Below are 22117 nucleotides of genomic sequence, written 5' to 3'. Positions count from 1 at the left end.
TGGCCATGCGCGGCGCGGCGCGGTAGGTCTGGGACAAAACCAACCATGAGGCACCCCATGACCGATCTGACCCCCATCACTTTCGCCGAGACTGACATCGACCGTATCGCGGGGCATTCCGGGCGGATCGCGGTCTTTCTTGAGCCTGAGGGTCGGCTTGATGCCGGAGCGCGGCGGGTCAACCGGCTGACCAAAGGTGCTTTGCAGCGGCTGGTGGAAAGCGAGCGTTTTGCCAAGCTGAAGCCCGGCGATGTGCTCAGCATGGGCTATCCGGCTGGCATGGCGGCAGAGGCGGTTGATGTGATCCACCTGCCGCGCCGAGCCGAGGTGATGACCGCGCGCAGGGCTGGCGCGGCGCTGGCCAAGCGCCGGGGCGACAGTGACCTTCTGTTGCTCGCCGCAGGCACGCGCCGGGTGGCGGATGTGGCCTTTGGTTTGGCAATGCGGGACTATGGGTTTGAGGATCACAAATCATCCCCCAAACCCCGTAAGGGCAGTGTTGAGGTGATGTGTTCCAAGCCTGAGGATGCACGCGAAGCTGCGGCGCCATTGATGGCCGTAGCGGAGGGCGCTTTCATGACGCGCGATCTGACCAATGCCCCTGCCAACATCCTGACGACCACCAACTTTGCCGAACGTCTGACCGAGATGGAGAGCTTAGGCCTTAAAGTTGAAGTTCTGGATGAAGAAGATCTTGCAACGCTCGGAATGAGAACGCTTTTGTCGGTCGGGCAGGGCTCTGATAGCCCCTCTAAGGTCGTGGTCATGCGGTGGGAAGGTGGCGCTGAGGGCACGGCTCCGCTGGCGCTGGTCGGCAAGGGGGTCGTCTTTGACACAGGCGGCATCAGCCTCAAACCCGGCGCGGGCATGGAAGACATGACCATGGATATGGGCGGCGCAGGTGTGGTGTCGGGCGTGATGCGCACGCTGGCGCTGCGCAAGGCCAAGGCGAATGTCGTCGGGCTGGTTGGGATCGTGGAAAACATGCCATCGGGCAACGCGACCCGTCCGGGCGATGTGATCACCACCATGAAGGGCGACACGGTGGAGGTTATCAACACCGACGCCGAGGGGCGCTTGGTGCTCTGCGATGTCATGTGGTACGCGCAAGACCGCTTCAAACCTGCGGCGATGATCGATCTGGCCACGCTGACCGGTGCGGTCATTATCGGGCTGGGCCATGAAAACGCTGGCGTCTTCTCGAACGACGACGGGCTGTGCAACGATTTCCTGAAGGCCGCCGAGAGTGAAGGCGAGGGCGCATGGCGTCTGCCGCTGGGACAAGGCTATGACGATCAGCTGAAAAGCCGGATCGCCGATATGAAAAACATCGGCGGGCGTCCGGCGGGGTCGATCACCGCGGCGCAATTCCTCAAGCGCTTCGTCAAGGATGAAACACCTTGGATTCACCTCGACATCGCTGGGGTCGCCTCGTTGAAGTCCGAGAGCACGCTGGCACCCGCGGGCGCGACGGGCTGGGGCGTGGCGGCACTGAACCGTCTGGTCGCCGACCGTTTCGAAAAGGGCTGAGCCGGAGATGGGGGCGGCTTACTTCTACCACCTGACCCAGCGACCTCTGGTCGAGACGTTGACGATGCTGCTGGAAAAGTCGCTCGCCAACGGTTGGCGCGTGGCCTTACGCGGGAGCGACCGCGAAGGGCTGCAAGCACTCGACCGGGCGCTTTGGACGTATTCCGAAGACAGCTTTTTGCCCCATGGCATGGCGGGCGGACCGCAGGACGTGGATCAGCCGGTGCTGCTAACTTTGGAAGACGGCACGCCCAATCGCGCGGATTGTCTGATGGCGGTGCATGGAGCCAATGTTACCGCCGAGGAAATCGCGTCGCTTCAGCGGGTCTGCGTATTGTTCGACGGGCATGACCCGATGGCGTTGGATCAGGCGCGCGGCCTGTGGAAGCGGCTGAAATCCGAAGGCGCATCGGCGCAATATTGGTCAGAAGAAAGCGGTCGCTGGGAGAAGAAGGCCGAAACCTGAACACCGGCCAAGAAGTGGCGGGGGCAGAGGCCAGACGACCCCCGCCCCCGATGGCGGTTTAGGCAGCTTTGTCGAGCGCGGGTTTCGCGACAGAGGCGGCGTAGCCCGCCTTCGTATTCTGCGCTTCCGGCTCAACCTTGCTGACGTAGGACTTGGCAGCTTCCACAGCGCTGTTGTTCACCGGCGAAATGGTGTCGAGCAGCGCACGGGTGCGCACACTGTCAACGTTCCGCTGGGCCGCCGCGCGGGCGAAGGCTTCGTTCTCAGCGTCCGAAGCTTTGGGGGCCGCCTCTGCCGGTTTTGCCTGAGCGGTGGCCTGAACCGATTGAGATTTGGTCGTCTCCTGCGCGGCAGTGGTGCCTTGCTTGGCCTGAGGTTCGCTGGCAGCCTTTGTTTCAGCCTGCTGGGCGTCGTTTTGGTTCTCCTCAGGGGCCGAAGCAGGTTCAGACGCCGGGGGTTTGCTTTGTTGGTAGGAGGAAGACCCCCCTAGAATACTTGACAGCATAGCAGCATGTTCTCCAAAATCAGATACAGTTATGCCCTGCAGATATCCGAGCAAAAGGGCGAAAACCTGTCCAATTCACGGCAAATACGGCGTCATTTTGCGGCGAATTACATCCTTTCTGCACAATCGAGGCCCGGCCAGACCCAGATTCAGCGGCTAAGCCGCAGCTCGCCGCCGCTGATTTCAATGCGCCCCCAGCGTTGCAGATACCCCATGCCCAAAAGCGATTGGCTCATATCGCCGTCGTTCACCACAGCGGGCACATTGTGATCGACCGCCGGGCCCACGACGACCTCATCCAAGCGAACGAATGCGGTGCGCGTCTCTCCATTGGCGGTGCCCGCGCGGCCAAGGTAGTCGAGCGCTTCGGGGTCAATGCCAATCCGCGCAGCATCCGCTTTGGTCAGCACAATGTCCGACGCGCCCGTGTCGACAACAAAGCGCACCGCCGCGCCGTTGATCTCAGCCGTCAGGTAGTAATGCCCATCGCGCCCGCGCGGCAGGACAATCTCACCCTCTTCGCTGATGGTAAGCTGTTGACGGGCAGTGTCGCGGGTGATGTCTTGCCACAGACCAACCCCTGCAGCGGCCCCGGTGAAGATCAGCCCCCAAACCGCCGCCTGTTGCAACGACTTGTTCATGTTCGGACGGCTCTGCATGAAGAACCAGCCAGCGACCATGACCAGCAGGACAATCAGATAGATCAGATGTGCAATCTCAAATTCGGCCATGAACGCGCTCCCTTACCTCTGATATAGGAAGGAAGCGGCCAAATGTCAGCCGGGCATCGGGCCGGGGCCAAAGCCGAAGGCCGCCAGACCGTCGAGCACGAATTGAACCGAGAGGGCGGCCAGCAACATTCCCAGAAGGCGGGTGACGATGTTGATCCCGGTTTTACCCATCGCCCGCTCCAACGCGCCGCTGACCTGCATCGTCAGCGCCATCACCACCAGTGTCAGCGCGGTGATCACAATAATGGTCAGCAACCCTTCGCCGCCCGGTTTCTCGCCCGTCAGCAGGATGACAGAGGCGATGGAGCCGGGGCCAGCAATCAGGGGAATGGCCATAGGGAAAACCGACGGATCGTCATGGTCATCCTCATCCGCCCGGTCTTCGCGCCGTTTGGTGCGGCGGTCGAACAGCATGTCGAGCGCGGTGATAAACAAGAGGATGCCGCCCGCCACCCGGAAGGCGGGCATGGAGATGCCAATGAAGTTCAACACCGCTTCGCCAAAAGCGGCAAAGATCAAAAGCACCAGCCCGGCCACGCCCACAGCACGCCATGCGATCAGCCGGCGTTGTGCGTTGCTCATCCCACGTGTAAGCGCGAGGAAGACCGGCGCGATGGCGATGGGGTCGATCACCACGAACATCGTGACGAGGGCGGTGATCATATAGGCGGTGTCGAGGGTCATGGATCTTCCTTGGCGCGGGGCAGTCTTGTCAGAATGCACGAGGGCCGCCCCTTAGGCGACCCCCGCGATGTGATAATTTGAACGCTGCCGGGTCAGGCTGTGGCCTTCTCCAGCTTCTCCTGTGCGCCCATCCAAAGCGATTCCGCGCGATCGAGCGCCTCCATCACCTCGGCGTATTTCTTGTTCCAGACCTCAAGCTCACCGGTCTTGGCGTCCTCATAGAGCGCGGGATCGGCTAGTTTCTTAGCCAGTTTGTCGCGCATCTCGTTGATCTTTTCCATCCGCGCCTCGGCCTTGCGAACCTCGCTGCGCAGCGCCAGCACCTCGTCGCGGCTGGCGCGTTTCGGCTTGGGGGTTTCCTTGGGCTGTTTCGACGGCTTTTTGCTGACCGGCTTTTCGGGCGTAAGCAGCATCTTGCGATAGGCCTCGAGATCGTCCTCATAAGGTTTGACCGTGCCGTTGGACACTAGCCACAGCCGGTCGGCCACCAGCGACAGCAGGTGCATGTCGTGGCTGACAAGGATCACCGCGCCGGAATAGCGGGTCAACGCCTCGACCAGCGCCTCGCGGGATTCGATGTCGAGGTGGTTGGTCGGCTCATCGAGGATCAGCAGATGCGGTGCGTGCAGCGTCGCCAAGAGCAGCGACAAACGCGCCTTTTGCCCGCCCGAGAGCCGCCCCACCTCGGTTTCCGCCTGCTCAGGGCCAAGGCCGAAGCCCGCCAGCTGCGCGCGTAGTTTTGACTGCATCACACCGGGACGGGCGGCGATCATATGCTGAAGCGGCGTCTCTTCGACGATCAGCTCATCCACTTGGTGCTGGGCAAAGAAACCGACCCGCAGCTTGCTGGAATTGACCTGTTTGCCCGCCATCAACGGCAGACGATCTGACAGCAGTTTTGCCAGCGTCGACTTGCCCTGACCGTTCTTGCCCAAGAGGGCGATACGGTCGTCTTGGTCAATGCGCAGGTTCAGGCGGGTCAGCACCGGGTTGTCGTCGGTATAGCCGACGGAGCCGTTCTCGATGTTAATGATCGGCGGCGAGAGTTCTTCAGGCTCCGGGAAGGTAAAGACCTTGCGCGCCACATCCTCAGGCGCGGTGATCATGTCCATCTTCTCGATCATCTTCAGGCGCGATTGGGCCTGTTTCGCTTTAGATGCCTTGGCCTTAAAGCGGTCCACGAAGCTTTGCATATGGTCGCGCCGCGCTTGCTGCTTCTTGGCCATCGCCGCTTGCAATGCGCGTTTCTCGGCGCGCTGGCGGGCGAATTGATCGTAGGGGCCTTGGTAAAAGGTCAGCTTGCGGTCTTCAAGATGCAGAATACCGCCCACCGCGCGGTTCAACAGGCCACGGTCGTGGCTGATGATTAGCACCGTATGGGGGTATTTCGCCAGATAGCTTTCCAGCCAGAGCGCGCCTTCGAGGTCGAGGTAGTTGGTCGGCTCATCGAGGAGCAGCAGATCGGGCTGGGCAAAGAGCACCGCAGCCAGCGCCACGCGCATCCGCCAGCCGCCCGAGAAGGCAGAGCAGGGCATCAACTGTTCGTCGTCGTCGAAACCCAGACCCTTGAGGATCGAGGCCGCGCGGCCTTCGGCGGACCATGCGTCGATGTCGGCCAGACGGGTCTGGATGTCGGCAATGCGGGTCGGGTCCTCGGCGGACTCGGCCTCTTTCATCAAACGCGCGCGTTCTACGTCGGCTTCCAGCACCGTGTCGATCAGCGAAGTCTCGGAGGAGGGCACTTCCTGCGCCACGCCGCCGATCTTGGCGCGCGAGGGCAGGGACAACTCGCCGCTGTCGAGCGTGAGTTCGCCACGGATGAGTTTGAACAGCGTGGTCTTGCCCGCGCCATTGCGCCCGACGATGCCCACTTTGTGGCCCTCGGGGATAACGGCGGAGGCTTCCTCGAACAGAGGGCGACCTTCGACGGAGTAGTTGATTTCTGAAATGCGTAACATGGATGCCGTTTGGAGCAACCTGAGCAGAAGGTCAATCGCGGCTTTTCATGTGCATGACCCCATGCTAGGGAGCGCGCAAATCAACACTTGCTATGGAGTACAGCCAATGGCCCTCGAACGCACTTTCTCGATCATCAAGCCCGACGCAACCCGCCGCAACCTGACCGGCGCCATCGTCAAGAAATTCGAAGACGCGGGCCTGCGCGTTGTCGCACAAAAGCGCATCCACCTGACAAAAGCGCAGGCGGGTGAGTTCTACAAGGTGCACGCCGAGCGTCCCTTCTATGACGAACTGTGCGAATTCATGGCCTCCGCGCCGATCGTTGCTCAGGTTCTCGAAGGCGAGAATGCCATCGCGAAAAACCGCGAAGTCATGGGCGCAACCAACCCTGCTGACGCGGCAGAGGGCACCATTCGCGCAGAATTCGCTGAAAGCGTTGGCGAAAACTCCGTTCACGGTTCCGACGCGCCGGAAACCGCAGCGGTTGAGATCGCATACTTCTTCTCCGGTCTTGAATTGGTCGGCTAAGCCACCGTTCTTCGGACAATGAATGAAAGGGTCGCCTTCGGGCGGCCCTTTTGCGCTTGGGGATCAGTTATTGAGCGTGGGGTGATGCGAGGACATGCGCCCTTCGACGTTTCCCGTAGGCGGTGCTTTGGCGGCTTGGTCTTTCAGGTGACGTTCCAGCAGATCGACGTTGCGCAGCTTCGACTTCCAACCAATGTCGAAAAGATCACCCACCAACGGGACCGAACCGATAACGTAGTCGATCCCGGTGTTCACCAGCATCTTCGCCAGCATCCCCTTTGGCGCGCCCATCCGGTGCGATTCTTTAAGGATATAGGCCGAAGGGAGCAGGGCGAGCGTATCGCCCACGACGGGCACGAAACCCAAAATCGAATCCCATCCCATGCGCACGCCGACAATCGGCAATTTAAAAGCGCTGTCCATGCTGACCGCCAGGCGGCGCAGACGGGCGAGGTCGGCTTCGTGAGAGGGGACGTGGGGTTCCATATCAGTCCTTGCGTGTTGCTCTAGGCTGCAAACGCGCAGTTAGGCACCAAAGTTCCCCCCGAGCATCGGCTCCTTCAAATGCATCGGAAAGCAAATTCAGAGACTGGCGTAGTCGGTAATCAAAGGCGTGGGCCGCTGCGGTGGCTGAGCCGAGGTGCCTTTCGGCGTCTGCTCAGGCTTGGGTTTTTGCGGTTGCGGCGTCCTGTCTAGTCGGGCCATCGGGTAGCTCCTTTGCTGCTCGCTGGGGTTTGAAGTCTCTCACCCCTGAAACAAGCTTCGGCGCGGTTCAGGTCCAAAATTGGGCTGGATTATGCCCAGAATGAGGATTTTGTTGCGATTTTGCGACGGAATCCGCTGCTTTCAGCTATGGGTTAAGGCTGAAACGGGCGTCCGCCTGCAGTGCCCCTTGAGGGCCGACACGTCCGCGACCAGTGAGATCGACCAAATGGGCCAGCACATTTCGCCGGGCCGCACCGAGCAGCGCGGCAGGGGTCTCAGTATAGATCAGGCGGGCAAGTTCTTCTGCCGTAGCGGGGCCGGCTGTCAATGCTTCAAGGATCGACGCCTCCCGGGCGCGGCGGTGAGCGACCAGCCAATCAAGCCGCGCAGTCGGGTCCGTGACCGGTGCACCGTGGCCGGGGTAAAAGACTCGCCATTGCCGCGCACCCAGTTTTTCGCAAGAGGTCATGAAATCAGTCAAATCCCCGTCCGGAGGGGAGACCAGCGAGGTGGCCCAGCCCATAACGTGATCCGCCGTCAGACAGGCATCCCCCCACGCAAGGCAGAGGTGATTGCCGATATGACCGGGCGTGTGCAGCGCTTGCAGCGCCCAGTCTTGGCCCTCCAGCATTTCACCATCAATCAGCGTATGGTCGGGGCTGAAGTCATGATCCACCCCCTCGCCACCGCCCATCAACCCCGCCTCGGCCAGCCCCTGCATCACCGGGGAGCGGCCCGCCGTGGCGGGGCCAAAAGCCCAGATCTCGGCCCCTGAGCGCGCGGCCAAAGGGCGGGCGAGCGGTGAGTGGTCGAGATGCGTATGGGTCACGATGATATGGCTGATCCGCTGCCCCGGCTCTATCGCAGCGAGGATCGCTTCAAGATGCGCGGGGCTTTCGGGACCGGGATCGATGACGGCGATGTCGGTGCTGCCCAACAGATAGGTATTCGTGCCGCGATAGGTCATCGGCGAAGGGTTGGGCGCCACGATACGGCGCAGCCCGGGCTCCAAGGTTTCGGCAAGGCCAATCTCGGGGTCGAAGTTGTCGGGCGGCAGCATGGATTAACCTTTCGCTGGGGCAGGGGGCTGGCTAAGGTCTAGCCATGAATTTTGCTTGGCTCAAACGATATGTGCCGCGCGGCATCTACGGACGCGCCGCGTTGATCCTGCTGTTACCAGTGGTGTTTTTGCAATTGGTCGTGGTGGTGATTTTCGCTCAGCGGCATTTCGAAGGCGTCACCAACCAGATGACCGACACGGTTCTGAGGGAGTTGGAACTGGTGATGCTGGCCGTTGGTACCGCGCCCGATGCCCAGTCGGTCCCAATGGCGGTGGAGGCGCGGGCGGGTCCGTTGGATTTCGTAATAACCCTCCCCAATCGCCCGCTGCCCGAAAAGGATAGCCTGCTGTGGTACGATTATTCAGGCCGGGTGCTGATGCCGCGTATGAGAAGCCGGATGGAGGGGATCAAGGCATTCGACCTCAGCGATGATGATTTTGTCGTGCTCTATGTCGAAAGCGTGCATGGTCCCCTGCGCATTCAGTTTGAACGGCGGCGGATCTCGGCCTCGAACCCGCATCAGCTTTTCGTCTATACGGTGTTCTTTGGCGTGCTCCTAAGCCTCATCGCCTCGATTTACCTGCGCAACCAGCTGCGCCCGATCAAGCGCTTGGCCCGCGCGGCGGAGGCTTTTGGCCGGGGGCGGCATGAACCCTACACGCCTACCGGTGCCGTCGAAGTCCGCGCGGCGGGTAACGCCTTTGTCGACATGCGCGCCCGGATTGAGCGGCAGATTGAACAGCGAACCTTGATGCTCTCAGGCGTCAGCCACGACCTGCGCACCCCGTTGACGCGAATGCGGCTTGGTTTATCGATGATTGATGAAGAGGATGCCGCGCCGCTTTTGGCCGATGTGGATGACATGCAGCGGATGCTGGATGAGTTCCTAAACTTCGCCAAGGGTGCCGCCGAGGGCGAGCCGGAGAAGGTGGAGCCGCATGGATTTGTACGCGCAATCGTCGAAGATGCGCAGCGCGGGGGGCGTCAAGTCACGCTTCTACCGCCCGAAGGCACTGGCGAGGGCATGGTAAAGCTGCGCAAGGTGGCGATGCGTCGGGCGGTGGACAACCTGATTTCCAACGCCGTGCGTTATGGCACGCAGGCCGAAGTCGCGGTCATGTTGAGCGACCGTACCCTGCGCATCCGCGTCGAAGACGATGGCCCCGGCATCCCTGAAGAACGCCGCGACGAGGCGACGCGCCCGTTCTCGCGGCTTGATCCTGCGCGCAATCAGGACAAGGGCGGCGGCGTGGGCCTTGGTCTTGCCATCGCCACTGACATCGCCCGCGCCCATGGCGGGGTGCTTCGGCTAGGAGAATCAGAACGGTTGGGCGGGCTGCGCGCGGATATCGTCATTGCGCGGTGACCCGGCGGCATGATTGTGCCATGCGCGCGCCTTTGCCAGAGTGAACCAACTTTTAAAGCGGAGCGCAGCCATGACCCCCTATGACATGATCAAATCCCATCTCGATTCGGCAGTGCCCTTCGCGGCCCATGTTGGAGTGAGATTGCTCAAGATCGGCGATGGCACCGCCAGCGCCGAACTGGTGCAGCGGCATGAAACCTCGAACCATATCGGCACGCAGCACGCAGGGGCGATGTTCACGCTGGGAGAGGCGGCCTCGGGTGCCGCCATGGCCGGGGCGATTGCCCCGGTGATTATGGACATGCGCCCCGTGGCGGCCATGGGGCAGATCACATTCAAAAAGATCGCCGAAGGCATGCTGACGGCCCACGCTGAAACCTCGCGCCCCGGGGCCGAGCTGCTGACCGCGCTGCAAGAGGACGGAAAAGTCGCCTTTGACGTGGCGGTCGACATCCAGAATGAGGCGGGCGAGACGGTCGTTGAGATGCAGGTGAACTGGCATGTCAGCGCCAAACGCTGAGGTCTGCGCGAAAGGCGGGGGCGGTATGGTAGGCCCGGCAGGACTTGAACCCGCAACCAAAGCGTTATGAGCGCTCTGCTCTAACCAATTGAGCTACAGGCCCGCCATGGGCGTTTGGGTATGACGCCACAGGCCGAGCGTCAAGACATTAGCTGCACCAAATGATTGCAGTGGGCGGCGCAATACTCTAACTCCGCGCGCAAGGGAAAATGCGCGCCGGGGGCCATGACCATGACAAAATCCGACAACGGAATCACCTATGCCGAAGCAGGCGTGGATATTGACGCAGGCAACGCGCTTGTAGAGCGGATCAAACCGGCGGCGAAATCCACCGCGCGGCCCGGCGTTATGTCCGGCCTTGGCGGCTTTGGCGCGCTGTTCGATCTGAAGGGCGCAGGTTTCACCGACCCGGTGCTGGTTGCCGCGACGGACGGTGTGGGCACCAAGCTGCGCATCGCCATCGACACCGGCAATGTGGACAGCATCGGCATTGATCTGGTCGCCATGTGCGTCAACGATCTGGTCTGTCAGGGGGCCGAGCCGCTCTTCTTCCTCGACTACTTCGCCACCGGAAAGCTTGAGCTCGACAGTGCCGCGCGGATCATCGAAGGCATCGCCAAGGGCTGCGCCGATTCCGGTTGCGCCTTGATCGGCGGCGAGACGGCTGAAATGCCGGGCATGTATCACGCGGGCGATTTTGACCTCGCCGGTTTCTCGGTCGGCGCAATGGAGCGGGGGACGGAACTGCCGCGCGATGTGAAGGAGGGCGATGTGCTCTTGGGGCTGCCGAGCGACGGGGTGCACTCCAACGGCTACAGCCTCGTGCGCAAGATTGTCGAGCGTAGCGGTCTGGGTTGGGGTGACGATTGCCCATGGGGCGAAGGTGATCTGGGCAGTGCACTGCTGACACCCACGAAGCTCTACGTCAAAGGCGCCGTGGCGGCCCTGCGCGCCGATGCCGTGTCGGCGCTGGCGCATATCACCGGCGGCGGCCTGACCGAGAACCTGCCGCGCGTGTTGCCCGTTGGGTTGGCTGCTGAGATTGACCTCAACGCATGGGACTTGCCACCGGTCTTCAAATGGCTGGCCGCCGAAGGGGGCATGGCCGAGGCCGAGATGCTCAAGACCTTTAACGCTGGCATTGGCATGGTTGCCGTCGTCTCTGCCGATAAGGTCGAGGCGGCCAAAGCTGCCTTCGCCGAGGATGGCCACGCCGCCATCGAGATCGGGCGCATCACCACCGGCAATGGCGTCACCTACTCAGGCGCGCTGCTTTGACCAAGCGGGTTGCGATTTTCGTCTCGGGCGGCGGCTCCAACATGCGAGCGCTGGTCGAGGATATGACCGGCGACCATGCAGGCCGCCCCTGTTTGGTGCTGTCCAACAACGCGGATGCGGGCGGAATCGCTTGGGCGCAGGGGCAGGGGATCGCGACGGAAGTGGTCGATCACCGCCCCTTCGGCAAGGATCGCCCGGCCTTTGAGGCGGCGCTCAGCGCCGCGCTTGAGGCCCATGCGCCAGACATCATCTGCCTTGCCGGTTTTATGCGCAAATTGACCGAAGGGTTTACCGATGCTTGGGCCGGGCGGATGATCAACATCCACCCCTCGCTACTGCCAAAATACCGCGGGCTGCACACCCATGCCCGCGCGCTGGAGGCTGGCGATACCGAACACGGCTGCACCGTGCATGAAGTCACTGCGGCTTTGGATGATGGCCCGATCCTCGGCCAAGCGCGCATTACGGTTCTGCCGGGCGACACGGCGGAGACTTTGGCCGAGCGCGTGCTGGTGCAGGAACACCGCCTTTACCCCGCCGTGCTGCGCCGCTTTGCCGCTGGTGAGCGGCAGCCAGTCATGCTCACGGGCTGACGCTGGTCAAACCTTCGTACGTGATGTACCTCTTGGCACAAAGCCCGATGACCGGGCATGCAACTTGTCAAAGAGCATTTATGAAAACCATCACCACGACAGCCGATCTCGCGCAATTCTGTGAAGAGGCGGCCCGCCATGATTATGTGACCGTCGACACCGAATTTCTGCGCGAACGCACCTACTATTCCAAGCTCTGCCTCGTTCAACTGGCCATGCCCGGCACCGACGACAGCAACGCCGTACTGGTCGACCCGCTGGCCGAGGGCATTTCGCTTGAGCCGCTCTACACGCTCTTCCGTGATACGTCAGTGGTAAAGGTTTTCCACGCGGCGCGACAGGATCTTGAGATTTTCTTTGTCGATGCCGAAGTCTTCCCTGAACCGCTGTTCGACACTCAGGTCGCTGCCATGGTCTGTGGCTTTGGCGAGCAGGTGGGCTATGAAACGCTGGTGCGCAAGATCGCGCATCAGGCGCTGGATAAGACCTCGCGTTTCACTGATTGGTCCCGCCGCCCCCTGACGGAGGCGCAAAAGACCTATGCATTGGCCGACGTAACGCATCTGCGCCAGATTTACGAATTCCTGGCCGCGAAGCTTGAGCAGACTGGTCGTGCGCGGTGGGTGGCCGAAGAGCTGGAAACGCTGCTCAGCCCCGAGACTTATGTGACCCAGCCGCAGGATGCGTGGAAGCGCGTGAAGACACGGACCAACTCGCCCAAGTTCCTCGCCATCGTGCAGGAACTGGCCGCGTTTCGAGAGGACTACGCCCGCACCCGCAACATCCCGCGCAATCGGGTGTTTAAGGATGATGCATTGGTCGAACTGGCAAGCCTAAAACCGACCAATGGCGAAGAGTTGAACCGCGCGCGTCTGCTGCTGCGCGAGGCGCGCAAGGGTGAGATTGCCGACGGCATTTTGAAGGCAGTGGCCGCAGGCGTGGCTTGCAAACCCGCAGATATGCCGCAGCCCGACCGCAAGCGTGACAAGTTGCAGGTCAACCCTGCCTTGGCCGATCTTTTGCGGGTTCTGCTCAAGGCCAAGACTGAAAGCGCAGGCGTTGCGGCCAAGTTAATCGCTTCGGCCAGTGATCTGGATATGCTCTCGGCGGGAGAGCGTGATGTGCAGGCGCTGCGCGGCTGGCGGCACGAAGTCTTTGGTGCCGATGCGCTGCTGCTCTGCGAGGGCAAGATCGCTTTGGCGGCGGACGGGAATGACGTGAAAACCGTAAAGGTCTGATACGATGAGAGCCGCCCGATTGAGGGCGGCTCTCATCAGTAATACGCGGTATAGCCTTAGCGGCGCGAGACTAGCGTGTTCATCTGCCCTTCGACCCGAATCTCCCGCACACCACTCAGCGTTTGATCGGTGAGACGGCGCGCGGCGATCACTTCGCGGGTGGGGCGGCTGCCCTGCGGGGTCGCTTTGTCGGGACGGATCCCTTCCAAACGGTAGGTGAGTACGCCATCTACGGGCTGTTCTTCGATCGTCGCAGGGGTCAGTCGGACCGCATAGATCCCCTGCCGCGCGGCAAGCCCAGTGGCCCGCAGGATCGCACCGCCCGGCACCGGCTCAATCGTCAAATCGGTGATCTGCTCAAAGGGGCGGCCCTCATAGGTGTCGACCTCAACCGAACGCCTGGCAAAAAGCCCGCGACGTTGGGGGATCAGCGGGTTGGCGCTTTCCGAAGGCTCGGCGTCAACCGAGCGGGCAGAGCCGAACCAGTTCAGCGGATTGATGCGGCTGTCACGGACCGTGCCACAGGCGGATACCAAAAGGGTCGAGGCCAAAAGAGCGAGGAGTGTCTTGCGCATGGGATCCGCCGTAAAGTTAACTTGTCTTGTGCTACCCCATCACGCCAGCCTTGGGAAGGGGGTGGACCTTTGCGCATCGGCATCCTACCTGTCAGGCAGTGAAATCTACCCAAAGAGAGTGCACAGATGGCCACGCCCGCTTTTGAAGAACTGGTCGAAGATTTCGAGTTTCTGGACGACTGGGAAGACCGCTATCGCCATGTGATCGACCTTGGCAAAGCGATGGATCCGCTTCCGGAACCGCTGCGCGTGCCCGCGACCAAAGTCGACGGCTGCGCCTCACAGGTCTGGCTGCATGCGCAGTTTGACGGTGGGAAGCTGCATTTCGACGGGGCGAGCGACGCGATGATTGTGTCGGGATTGATCGCGGTTTTGCGCAAACTTTACAACGGCTTGACACCTGCCGCGGTAGGCGCTGTTGATGCCAAGGCGGAACTCGCACGTCTGGGGTTGAACGACCACCTGTCGGCGCAACGCTCAAACGGGTTGCGGGCGATGATCGAACGTGTCCGAGAGACCGCAGCCCAGGAAGCGTAACACGTTAAAGGTCGCGCAGCGTGGTCTCAAGATCACCGTAGCCTGTGAACCGACGCTCGAAATCGAGACCCAACCGCGCCGCGCAATCGCGGGCCTTTTCGGTCAGGGCCGGATCGGTGGTCTGCGCCTGATAGACCAGCTTTTCATAGTTGCCGAAGTATATGTCCCGCAGTTCAGGATGCCGGTCCAGCCCCATGGGCTTGATGATGAAAGCCTCAAACTGTCGCACCAAAAAATCGGTGAGATAGAAGGTGGTGATCTCATCTTCGGAGGTCTTGGTAAAGTTTTCATTGCCTTGGAAAAAACTATAGCAATGTGGCCCGGCGACCATCTGCACGCCCATTTCTTCGCAGGCCCGCTCTAACCCGCCGCCGGTTCCGCAATCGGCGTAGACGACAAAGAATTCATCATAGTTCGCCCGGTGTTTGGAAACCGTATCGCGCACCGCTTGAGTGATTTTTTCAGGGTAGAGGTGATATTTTGCGGGCAAACAGGTGAGGTCCAGATGGGTCCAGCCATTGGCGGCTTTAAGATCCAATATCTCCCGCGCCAGCGCACCGCAGGCGATCAGTAAAATACGCCCCGCGCGGGTCGGCGCAAGCCCCTCTTGGGTGAGGGTCTGGTCATCTGGCAGGCTGTCTCTCATAGCGTCATCATCGCATGTCAGAAGGCCCAAAGCCAGCGGATGCCCCTGACCCCCTATAGGGGCAGGGGCATGACATCAGGCAGTGGCGGAATTGTGTTTCCGGCCCATCCATTCTTTTGCCGTTTCCACCGCAACAGCGGCGTCCCGACAATAGGCGTCGGCACCGATGGCCTTGCCGAATTCTTCGTTCAATGGCGCGCCGCCGACCAACACGATGTAGTCGTCGCGGATGCCTTGCTCGACCAATGTGTCGATCACCACCTTCATATAGGGCATGGTCGTGGTGAGCAGCGCCGACATTCCAAGGATGTCCGGCTTCTCGCTTTCCATCGCTTCCAGATAGGATTCCACCGCGTTGTTGATGCCAAGGTCAATCACCTCGAACCCCGCGCCTTCCATCATCATCCCAACAAGGTTCTTGCCGATATCGTGAATGTCGCCTTTGACCGTGCCAATGACCATTTTACCGACGCGGGGGGCACCTGTCTCGACCAGCAGCGGCTTGAGGATGGCCATGCCGCCCTTCATCGCATTGGCGGCCAGGAGCACTTCGGGCACGAAGAGAATGCCGTCCCGGAAATCGGCACCGACGATTGTCATACCGCCGACCAGCGCCTTGGTCAGGATGTCGTAGGGCTCCCAGCCACGGTCGAGCAGGATTTGAACCGCCTCTTCGATCTCTTCTTTGAGACCGTCATAGAGGTCATCGAACATCTGTTGGACAAGTTCCTCGTCGTCCAATTCGGCCAGGATGATATCGTCTTCTTCTGACATGGTGTTTCCTTCTGCTGGGCGTGCAGGTGCATGACACTTGGGCCCTTGTCTCACGGAACGTTTGCGCCGGGGTCGCGGTTTGCGACATCGGCCGCGCCTTGCGCGACGCCTTGGCGGCAAACTACTGCTTTTTGCGGTGTAAGGACAAGGTGTTGAGGGGGAGATACTTGCTGATGTTCGCACAATGTTCTAACCTTCTTTCATGGATAGAGAGGACCAGCGATTCCGCGTGCTTGGCCGCGCAGCAGGCAGCAATGATGCGGGCCGGTTTGAGCGTCATGCGCGCGTGGCCGAAGATGACGGCTGGGCCCGGGAAGAGGTGCTTCCGGTGCTGCGAACGGCCACGAGCATCGAGGTGCCGCGTAAAGTCATCACCTACAACCGCTCGCCGGATCTGCCTTTTGATCGGTCGATCAACCCCTATCGCGGTTGCGAGCATGGCTGCGTTTACTGCTTTGCCCGGCCCAGCCACGCCTATCTTGGCCTGTCGCCGGGGCTGGATTTTGAGACCCAGTTGATCGCCCGCCCCGAAGCGCCGCAGGTGCTGGCGCGGGAGTTGCGCGCGAAACGCTATGAGGTCGCGCCCATCGCCATCGGCACCAATACCGACCCCTATCAGCCGATTGAAAATACCCACGGCATTATGCGTGAGTGTCTTGAGGTGCTCTCGGCGTTCAATCATCCGGTGGCGATTGTCACCAAGGGCAGTCTGATCGAGCGGGATATTGATATTTTAAGCAGCATGGCCAAACGCGGCCTCGCGGCGGTTGGGATCTCGGTAACCACGCTTGATGCCCGGCTCAGCCGATTGATGGAACCGCGCGCGCCCGCACCACAGCGACGGTTGCAGGTGATCCGAAAGCTGTCGGAGGCGGGCATCCCGGTGCGGATCATGGCGTCACCCATGATCCCTGCGCTGACCGATCCGGAGTTGGAAGCGATCCTTGCCGCCGGGCGCGACGCAGGCGCGCGACATGCCAGTTGGATCATGCTTCGCCTGCCGCGCGAGGTTTCACCCTTGGTGCAGGAGTGGCTCGCCACCCATTATCCCGACCGGGCGGAACGGATCATGGCGCGGCTGCGCGATATGCATGGTGGAAAGGAATACGACGCAGGCTGGCACAAGAGGATGCGGGGCGAGGGGCCTTATGCGGAGATGGTGGCGCAGCGTTTTAATCTGGCGGTCAAACGGCTGGGACTGACCCGCGCGGGCGTGCCCTTACGCTGCGATCTGTTTAAACCGCCCCCCGAAAGGGGCGATCAATTGAGCTTGTTTTGAGGTTCAGCCCCGGCGGCGGCCGCGGCGCGGCGCGCGCACCGGACCTTGACCATCGGTGCCGTCGCTCTCTGACGAAAAGTCGCCGATTTTTTCGCGGATCTGCTCAAGCGTCGGGGCCGGGCCTTTCTCCGTGCTGTCGAGCGCTTCGCGCATCGCCACCAAATGCTCGGGAAGGGTGCCACAGCAGCCACCGATGATGCTGGCCCCGGCGTCGCGCGCCATGGTCGCATAACGCGCCATCAACTCAGGCGTGCCGTCATAGTGAATATGACCTTCGACATATTTTGGGATGCCCGCGTTGCCCTTGGAGATGATCGGCAGCGTGCCGTTCTTGGCTGCAAAGCCCAATACGGTGCGCAACAGGTCAGACGCGCCAGTGCCGCAGTTGGCACCATAGGCCAGCGGCGTGTTGTCCAGCCCATGCACCATATCGACCATCCCTTCGGAGGTCAGGCCCATCATTGTGCGGCCTGCGGTGTCAAAGCTCATCGTGCCGCACCACGGCAGGCCCGCCAGCGCGAAGCCTTCGGCAGCGGCGCGGTATTCTTCGGGGGCGCTGATCGTCTCCAGCCAGCCGATGTCGGCGCCACCCGCTTTGAGGCCGTCAGCCGTCTCGTGGAACATCTCAACGGCGAGAGAGTGGGACAGGGTGCCGACCGGCTCCATGATCTCACCCGTGGGGCCGACAGAGCCTGCAACTATCACCTTACGCTCGGCGGTATCAGCCACCTCTCGTGCCAGTTCGGCAGAGACGCGGCTTAGCTCATGAACGCGTTTTTCGGCACCGTGCAGTTTAAGCCGTGAGGCATTGGCCCCGAAAGAGTTGGTCAGGAAGAGATCGCTGCCCGAATCCACTGCAAACCGGTAAAGCTTGATGATCTTCTTCGGCTCATCGGTGTTCCACATCTCGGGCGCGTCGCCCGACATCAGCCCCATGTTGAACAGATTGGTGCCTGTAGCCCCATCCGCGAGCAATGTGCCCTTTTCAGCCAAAAGATCGGTGAATGCGTTGCTCATGGGGGCTCCTGTAGGGCTTGGGAATTTTGCCTGATGTCATGATGGCTTCATGGGGGCAATCTCATAATATTCATCTTCATTATGAGGGCAGGCGGGTAGAGTGCTCCCCGGCGCGTGGCCGGGGTGAGAGGGAGTTAGCTGGATTCGCTCAGAAGCTGCGCTTTGGCTTCGGCCATCAGGGTCTGCATCTTGGCGCGGATCGTCACTTCATCCGCGCGGTCGCCCAAGTCGCCAGAGACTTTGCGGTAAACATCTTCGTCGCCCGCCTCTTCGAAGTCGGATTTGACGACTTCTTTGGCATAGTCGTCAGCGTCGCTACCCGATTTGCCTAAAAGTTCAGCAGCCCAGAGGCCCAAAAGCTTGTTGCGGCGCGCCTCGGCGCGGAATTGCATATCCGCATCGTGGGCGAACTTGCTTTCAAAGGCATTTGCACGGTCGTCAAACTTGCTCATAGCGGGTCTCCGGTTGCTACTGTTACCTCTTTCATATGCGGTCGCCCCCCCGTTCCCGCAAGTGGCGTGGCAAAGGTGACGGGGCATGCTTGCAGCAGCAGGGTGCTTGCACTATGAGGAGCGCAAGCGGCGGGGATGTTCCCGGCCCCCTGTTGGAAAGGATGCCCATGGCCCGGCGCAACAAGATCTACGAAGGCAAGGCAAAGATCCTCTATGAAGGTCCTGAGCCCGGCACCATCGTGCAATATTTCAAAGACGATGCGACGGCCTTTAACGCCGAGAAGAAAGCCACGATCGAGGGCAAGGGCGTGTTGAACAACCGCCTGTCCGAGTTCTTTATGACCGGGCTGAACAACATCGGCGTGCCGACGCATTTCATCAAACGCCTGAACATGCGCGAGCAGCTCGTGCGGCAGGTTGAGATCATTCCGCTTGAAGTGATCGTGCGCAACTATGCTGCAGGCTCCATGTCCAAGCGTCTTGGCATCGAAGAAGGCACACAGCTGCCGCGCCCGATTGTCGAGTATTGCTATAAAGACGACGCGCTTGGTGATCCGCTGGTCACCGAAGAGCATATCGCCGCCTTTGGCTGGGCAACTCAGCAAGATATGGACGATATCCTGAGCCTCGCGCTGCGGGTCAATGACTTCATGTCGGGCGTGATGATGGCCGTCGGCATCAAGCTGGTGGACTTCAAGATCGAGATTGGCCGCGTTTACGATGGTGACTTCCAGCGTCTGATCGTCGCCGATGAGATCAGCCCCGACAGCTGCCGCCTGTGGGACATCGAGACGGGCCAGAAGCTCGACAAAGATGTGTTCCGCCGCGATCTGGGCTCGCTCACCGATGCCTATACCGAAGTGGCCAAACGTCTCGGCGTCATGCCCAAGAACAATGCGCCGGTGTCCAAGCCGACGTTGATCAACTAACGCGGCTTCGCCGTTCAATTTGCAGATGTTACAAAGGGGTGTCGCGCCATGAAAGCACGGGTGCATGTGATGCTGAAGAACGGGGTTCTCGACCCTCAGGGCGAAGCTGTCCGCCACGCGCTCGGAGCCTTGGGCTTTGCCGGGGTGAACGGTGTGCGTCAGGGCAAGGTGATCGAGTTGGACCTTGCCGAGGGCACGTCCGAGGCCGATGTGACCGCCATGTGCGAAAAGCTCTTGGCTAATACGGTGATCGAATCCTATTCGGTGGAGTTGGCCTGATGCACGCAGCGGTAGTTGTCTTTCCCGGGTCCAATTGCGACCGCGACCTTGCCGTGGCCTTCAAAGCCGCGGGCGCCAAGGTTTCCATGGTCTGGCACAAGGACAGCGAACTGCCGCAAGGCGTTGATATCGTGGGTATCCCCGGCGGGTTCTCCTATGGGGATTACCTGCGTTGCGGGGCCATTGCTGCGAATTCGCCGATCTGCCGCTCTGTGGCGGGTCATGCCAATCGCGGCGGCTATGTGCTGGGCATCTGCAACGGCTTTCAGGTGTTGACGGAGACCGGCCTGCTGCCGGGCGCGCTGCTGCGCAATGCGGGGCTTAAGTACATCTGCAAGACTGTGGGCCTCAAGGTCGAGACCACGGCCAGCGACTACACCAACGGCTACAGCGCCGGCCAGGTGATCAACATTCCGATCGCGCACCACGATGGCAATTACTTTGCCGACGATGAGACCATCGCGAAACTGCGCGGCGAAGATCGTTTGGCTTTCAGCTATGCCGACAACCCAAACGGGGCGCGCGACGATATTGCGGGCATTCTGTCGGAAAACCGCCGTGTGCTGGGCATGATGCCGCATCCTGAGCGGGCGGCGGAAGCGGCTCATGGCAATACGGATGGGGCGGCGCTCTTCCGCGCATTGACCGGCGCGCTGCAGACCGCTTGACTTGAGTGCATCGCACGTAGCGCGTAGATTGCCGCGATGAGTGATGCATCCGGTTCCGAAGGCAATAGCATGGCCGTATCCTGGCGGGTGCGGTTTGCCATTGCATTGCTGATGATCCTCGCCGTGGTGACGATCTCGATCACCAACAAGTTGCTGACCGACCGTTTTACCGAAAGCACCCGCAATCGCGCTGAACTGCGCATCGCGCTATACAGCGGCAACCTGCTGGCCGAGTTGCGGCAAAACGCGATTGTGCCACAGCTTTTGGCGCGCGACCCCACGTTGATCGGTGCGCTGCAATCGGCGGACTATTCCTTGTCGACACAGCGGCTTATCTCTTTCGTTGAGGAAATCGGCGCGGCCTCTTTGATGCTCTATGACATCGACGGGCGCACGGTGGCGGCGACAGACCGTAACCGCCTCGGCTCCGCGCATAAGTCTGAACCCTATTTCGTCGATGCCATCCGCTCCAACGCGACGATTTTTTCGACGATTCAGCGCGAACAGGGCGGCTACCGTTTCCTTTATTCGCGGCGCATGCAGTCTGGCGGCACGACCCTTGGGGTGATCGCCGTTGAGGTTGATCTGCAAAAGTTCGAACGCGCTTGGGCCGGGATCTCCGACGCGGTGATCGTGATGGACAGCACGGGCCAGATCATCCTTGCCACCGAGCCCCGCTGGCGTGGGCTAACCGAGCCCGAAGCACTTGCGAACCACACGCCCCAGAGCGCCATTGAGCGCGCCATTCAGGCCACCACCGATTGGACCGCACTGCCGCCCGATGCCTATTTGCAGGGCGAAGCGGTAATGCGGCTGGAAAACCGGATTCCGTTCCGCGGCTGGCGGATGAGCAGCTACACCACCTATGCCTCTGTCCGCGAAAAGGTGAACGGGGTGCTGGCCTTGGAAGTGATGGGCTTTGCGATTCTGCTGGCGCTGGCCTTCTATTTCCTCAGCCGCCGCACGGCGGGGCGGCTCGCGATCTTCCAGCGGGAATCGGCCAAGCTCAGGGCGTTGAACCTCGCACTTCAACGGGAGATCGCTGAGCGCAAACGGGTGCAACAGACCCTCGCCGTCGCCGAACAAACCCTTGAACAATCGTCAAAGCTTGCTGCCTTGGGCGAAATGTCCGCCGCCGTCAGCCATGAGTTGAACCAACCGCTTGCTGCTATGAAGACCTATCTGGCAGGCGCGCGGCTGCTTTTGAAACGAAACCGGCAGGATGAGGCGCTTTCCTCATTCGGGCGCATTGACGATCTGATTGAACGGATGGGCGCGATCACGCGGCAGCTTAAATCCTATGCCCGCAAGGGGCAGGAGGCTTTCTCTCCAGTCGACATGGGAGCGGCGCTTGCTTCTTCCCTGTCGATGATGGAGCCGCAGCTACGCCAGCGACAGGTCCAGATCAGCCGTATTCTCCCCGATAATCCGGTACTTGTGATGGGAGACCGTATGCGGATCGAGCAAGTTATGGTAAACTTGCTAAGAAACGCATTAGACGCAACAAAATCGGAACGAAACCCTCAGGTGGACATTATACTATCAGCGGGGGAGACGGCGACATTAACCGTGCGCGATAATGGCCCGGGGATTGAGGACTTGGACGCGCTGTTCGAACCTTTCTACACGACCAAGCAGCCCGGCGACGGTGTTGGGCTGGGTCTTGCCATTTCATCGGGGATCGTAAACGACCTCGGCGGACGGCTCACAGCCCGCAACGGACAGAACGGCGGTGCTGTGTTTGAAATGCAGCTGCCCATATTGGCAGATGAAACGAAGATTGAAGCGGCGGAGTGA

At 61.0% G+C, this 22117-nt stretch carries 26 protein-coding genes and 1 tRNA gene; 14 read left to right on the top strand and 13 right to left on the bottom strand.

The features are described from left to right. The first annotated feature begins 57 nt into the window (after positions 1 to 57). Positions 58 to 1530 carry a leucyl aminopeptidase gene (locus K3759_RS08270; protein WP_259980969.1) on the top strand — a complete coding sequence of 491 codons (1473 nt, stop codon included), beginning with the start codon at positions 58 to 60 and terminating at the stop codon, positions 1528 to 1530. A 7-nt stretch (positions 1531 to 1537) separates the two neighbouring features. Beyond that, a complete protein-coding gene (locus tag K3759_RS08265; protein ID WP_259980968.1) occupies positions 1538 to 1996 on the top strand; it encodes a DNA polymerase III subunit chi in 459 nt (152 codons plus the stop codon). 58 nt (positions 1997 to 2054) lie between these two features. On the opposite strand, the gene K3759_RS08260 is transcribed toward K3759_RS08265, so the two are convergent. From K3759_RS08260 to K3759_RS08245, 4 genes are all read right to left on the bottom strand, one after another. Continuing rightward, positions 2055 to 2501 (bottom strand): hypothetical protein, encoded by a 447-nt coding sequence (locus tag K3759_RS08260; protein ID WP_259980966.1) that lies wholly within the window; start codon positions 2499 to 2501, stop codon positions 2055 to 2057. A gap of 149 nt (positions 2502 to 2650) precedes the next feature. Beyond that, positions 2651 to 3232: a TIGR02281 family clan AA aspartic protease gene (locus K3759_RS08255; RefSeq protein ID WP_259980965.1), complete on the bottom strand. Its 582-nt coding sequence runs from the start codon at positions 3230 to 3232 to the stop codon at positions 2651 to 2653. 45 nt (positions 3233 to 3277) lie between these two features. Next, positions 3278 to 3916 (bottom strand): MarC family protein, encoded by a 639-nt coding sequence (locus K3759_RS08250; protein WP_259980962.1) that lies wholly within the window; start codon positions 3914 to 3916, stop codon positions 3278 to 3280. A gap of 92 nt (positions 3917 to 4008) precedes the next feature. Continuing rightward, positions 4009 to 5874: an ABC-F family ATP-binding cassette domain-containing protein gene (locus K3759_RS08245; protein ID WP_259980960.1), complete on the bottom strand. Its 1866-nt coding sequence runs from the start codon at positions 5872 to 5874 to the stop codon at positions 4009 to 4011. Positions 5875 to 5980: 106 nt separating this feature from the next. On the opposite strand from K3759_RS08245, the gene ndk reads away from it, so the two are divergent. Continuing rightward, positions 5981 to 6403 carry a nucleoside-diphosphate kinase gene (gene ndk, locus K3759_RS08240; protein ID WP_067266630.1) on the top strand — a complete coding sequence of 141 codons (423 nt, stop codon included), beginning with the start codon at positions 5981 to 5983 and terminating at the stop codon, positions 6401 to 6403. Between the two features lie 63 nt (positions 6404 to 6466). On the opposite strand, the gene K3759_RS08235 is transcribed toward ndk, so the two are convergent. The 3 genes from K3759_RS08235 to K3759_RS08225 all read right to left on the bottom strand — a co-directional run bounded on the left by K3759_RS08235 (position 6467) and on the right by K3759_RS08225 (position 8168). Beyond that, positions 6467 to 6889 (bottom strand): DUF4112 domain-containing protein, encoded by a 423-nt coding sequence (locus tag K3759_RS08235; protein ID WP_259980959.1) that lies wholly within the window; start codon positions 6887 to 6889, stop codon positions 6467 to 6469. Between the two features lie 96 nt (positions 6890 to 6985). Continuing rightward, entirely contained in the window at positions 6986 to 7108 is a 123-nt protein-coding gene (locus K3759_RS08230) for a hypothetical protein (protein ID WP_259980958.1), read from the bottom strand. Positions 7109 to 7253: 145 nt separating this feature from the next. Then, entirely contained in the window at positions 7254 to 8168 is a 915-nt protein-coding gene (locus tag K3759_RS08225) for an MBL fold metallo-hydrolase (RefSeq protein WP_259980957.1), read from the bottom strand. Between the two features lie 44 nt (positions 8169 to 8212). Between K3759_RS08225 and K3759_RS08220 the strand changes: the two genes are divergently transcribed. Together K3759_RS08220 and K3759_RS08215 are read left to right on the top strand one after the other, a co-directional pair. Continuing rightward, positions 8213 to 9535, top strand: coding sequence for an ATP-binding protein (locus K3759_RS08220; RefSeq protein WP_259985530.1), 1323 nt, complete (start codon positions 8213 to 8215; stop codon positions 9533 to 9535). Positions 9536 to 9605: 70 nt separating this feature from the next. Beyond that, positions 9606 to 10055: a DUF4442 domain-containing protein gene (locus tag K3759_RS08215; RefSeq protein ID WP_259985529.1), complete on the top strand. Its 450-nt coding sequence runs from the start codon at positions 9606 to 9608 to the stop codon at positions 10053 to 10055. Between the two features lie 26 nt (positions 10056 to 10081). On the opposite strand, the gene K3759_RS08210 is transcribed toward K3759_RS08215, so the two are convergent. Then, positions 10082 to 10158, bottom strand: a tRNA-Ile gene (locus tag K3759_RS08210). A 128-nt stretch (positions 10159 to 10286) separates the two neighbouring features. Here K3759_RS08210 and purM point away from each other — a divergent pair. From purM to rnd, 3 genes are all read left to right on the top strand, one after another. Beyond that, positions 10287 to 11333, top strand: a complete 1047-nt coding sequence (gene purM / locus K3759_RS08205; RefSeq protein WP_259985528.1) for a phosphoribosylformylglycinamidine cyclo-ligase — start codon at positions 10287 to 10289, stop codon at positions 11331 to 11333. Then, entirely contained in the window at positions 11330 to 11926 is a 597-nt protein-coding gene (gene purN, locus K3759_RS08200) for a phosphoribosylglycinamide formyltransferase (protein ID WP_259985527.1), read from the top strand. The genes purM and purN overlap by 4 nt, the downstream gene beginning before the upstream one ends. An 80-nt stretch (positions 11927 to 12006) precedes the next feature. Further along, on the top strand, positions 12007 to 13164 hold the full coding sequence (gene rnd, locus K3759_RS08195; protein ID WP_259985526.1) for a ribonuclease D: 1158 nt from the start codon (positions 12007 to 12009) through the stop codon (positions 13162 to 13164). Between the two features lie 56 nt (positions 13165 to 13220). On the opposite strand, the gene K3759_RS08190 is transcribed toward rnd, so the two are convergent. Then, positions 13221 to 13739: a hypothetical protein gene (locus K3759_RS08190; protein WP_259985525.1), complete on the bottom strand. Its 519-nt coding sequence runs from the start codon at positions 13737 to 13739 to the stop codon at positions 13221 to 13223. Between the two features lie 126 nt (positions 13740 to 13865). On the opposite strand from K3759_RS08190, the gene K3759_RS08185 reads away from it, so the two are divergent. Beyond that, positions 13866 to 14276, top strand: coding sequence for a SufE family protein (locus K3759_RS08185; RefSeq protein ID WP_259985524.1), 411 nt, complete (start codon positions 13866 to 13868; stop codon positions 14274 to 14276). 4 nt (positions 14277 to 14280) lie between these two features. Here the strand turns inward: K3759_RS08185 and K3759_RS08180 are convergent, their stop codons facing one another. Both K3759_RS08180 and K3759_RS08175 read right to left on the bottom strand, forming a co-directional pair. After that, positions 14281 to 14922: a DUF1638 domain-containing protein gene (locus K3759_RS08180; protein WP_259985523.1), complete on the bottom strand. Its 642-nt coding sequence runs from the start codon at positions 14920 to 14922 to the stop codon at positions 14281 to 14283. Between the two features lie 75 nt (positions 14923 to 14997). After that, positions 14998 to 15696, bottom strand: a complete 699-nt coding sequence (locus tag K3759_RS08175) for a B12-binding domain-containing protein (RefSeq protein ID WP_259985522.1) — start codon at positions 15694 to 15696, stop codon at positions 14998 to 15000. Between the two features lie 202 nt (positions 15697 to 15898). Here K3759_RS08175 and K3759_RS08170 point away from each other — a divergent pair, with 202 nt between their 5' ends. After that, positions 15899 to 16975: a PA0069 family radical SAM protein gene (locus K3759_RS08170; protein ID WP_259985521.1), complete on the top strand. Its 1077-nt coding sequence runs from the start codon at positions 15899 to 15901 to the stop codon at positions 16973 to 16975. A 3-nt stretch (positions 16976 to 16978) separates the two neighbouring features. On the opposite strand, the gene bmt is transcribed toward K3759_RS08170, so the two are convergent. Then, positions 16979 to 17992: a betaine--homocysteine S-methyltransferase gene (gene bmt, locus K3759_RS08165; protein WP_259985520.1), complete on the bottom strand. Its 1014-nt coding sequence runs from the start codon at positions 17990 to 17992 to the stop codon at positions 16979 to 16981. 134 nt (positions 17993 to 18126) lie between these two features. After that, positions 18127 to 18444: a DUF1476 domain-containing protein gene (locus K3759_RS08160; protein ID WP_259985519.1), complete on the bottom strand. Its 318-nt coding sequence runs from the start codon at positions 18442 to 18444 to the stop codon at positions 18127 to 18129. Positions 18445 to 18611: 167 nt separating this feature from the next. Between K3759_RS08160 and purC the strand changes: the two genes are divergently transcribed. From purC to K3759_RS08140, 4 genes are all read left to right on the top strand, one after another. Continuing rightward, positions 18612 to 19373 (top strand): phosphoribosylaminoimidazolesuccinocarboxamide synthase, encoded by a 762-nt coding sequence (gene purC, locus K3759_RS08155; RefSeq protein WP_067629081.1) that lies wholly within the window; start codon positions 18612 to 18614, stop codon positions 19371 to 19373. A 48-nt stretch (positions 19374 to 19421) separates the two neighbouring features. Beyond that, positions 19422 to 19652: a phosphoribosylformylglycinamidine synthase subunit PurS gene (purS, locus tag K3759_RS08150; protein ID WP_259985517.1), complete on the top strand. Its 231-nt coding sequence runs from the start codon at positions 19422 to 19424 to the stop codon at positions 19650 to 19652. Next, positions 19652 to 20320, top strand: coding sequence for a phosphoribosylformylglycinamidine synthase subunit PurQ (gene purQ / locus K3759_RS08145; protein WP_259985516.1), 669 nt, complete (start codon positions 19652 to 19654; stop codon positions 20318 to 20320). The genes purS and purQ overlap by 1 nt, the downstream gene beginning before the upstream one ends. 69 nt (positions 20321 to 20389) lie before the next feature. Further along, positions 20390 to 22117, top strand: coding sequence for an ATP-binding protein (locus K3759_RS08140; RefSeq protein ID WP_259985515.1), 1728 nt, complete (start codon positions 20390 to 20392; stop codon positions 22115 to 22117).

Source organism: Sulfitobacter sp. W027, from assembly GCF_025143985.1.
Classification (GTDB): Bacteria; Pseudomonadota; Alphaproteobacteria; order Rhodobacterales; family Rhodobacteraceae; genus Sulfitobacter.
Note: the sequence above shows the minus strand (reverse complement) of the source record. Positions and strands in the feature narration are given on the sequence as shown.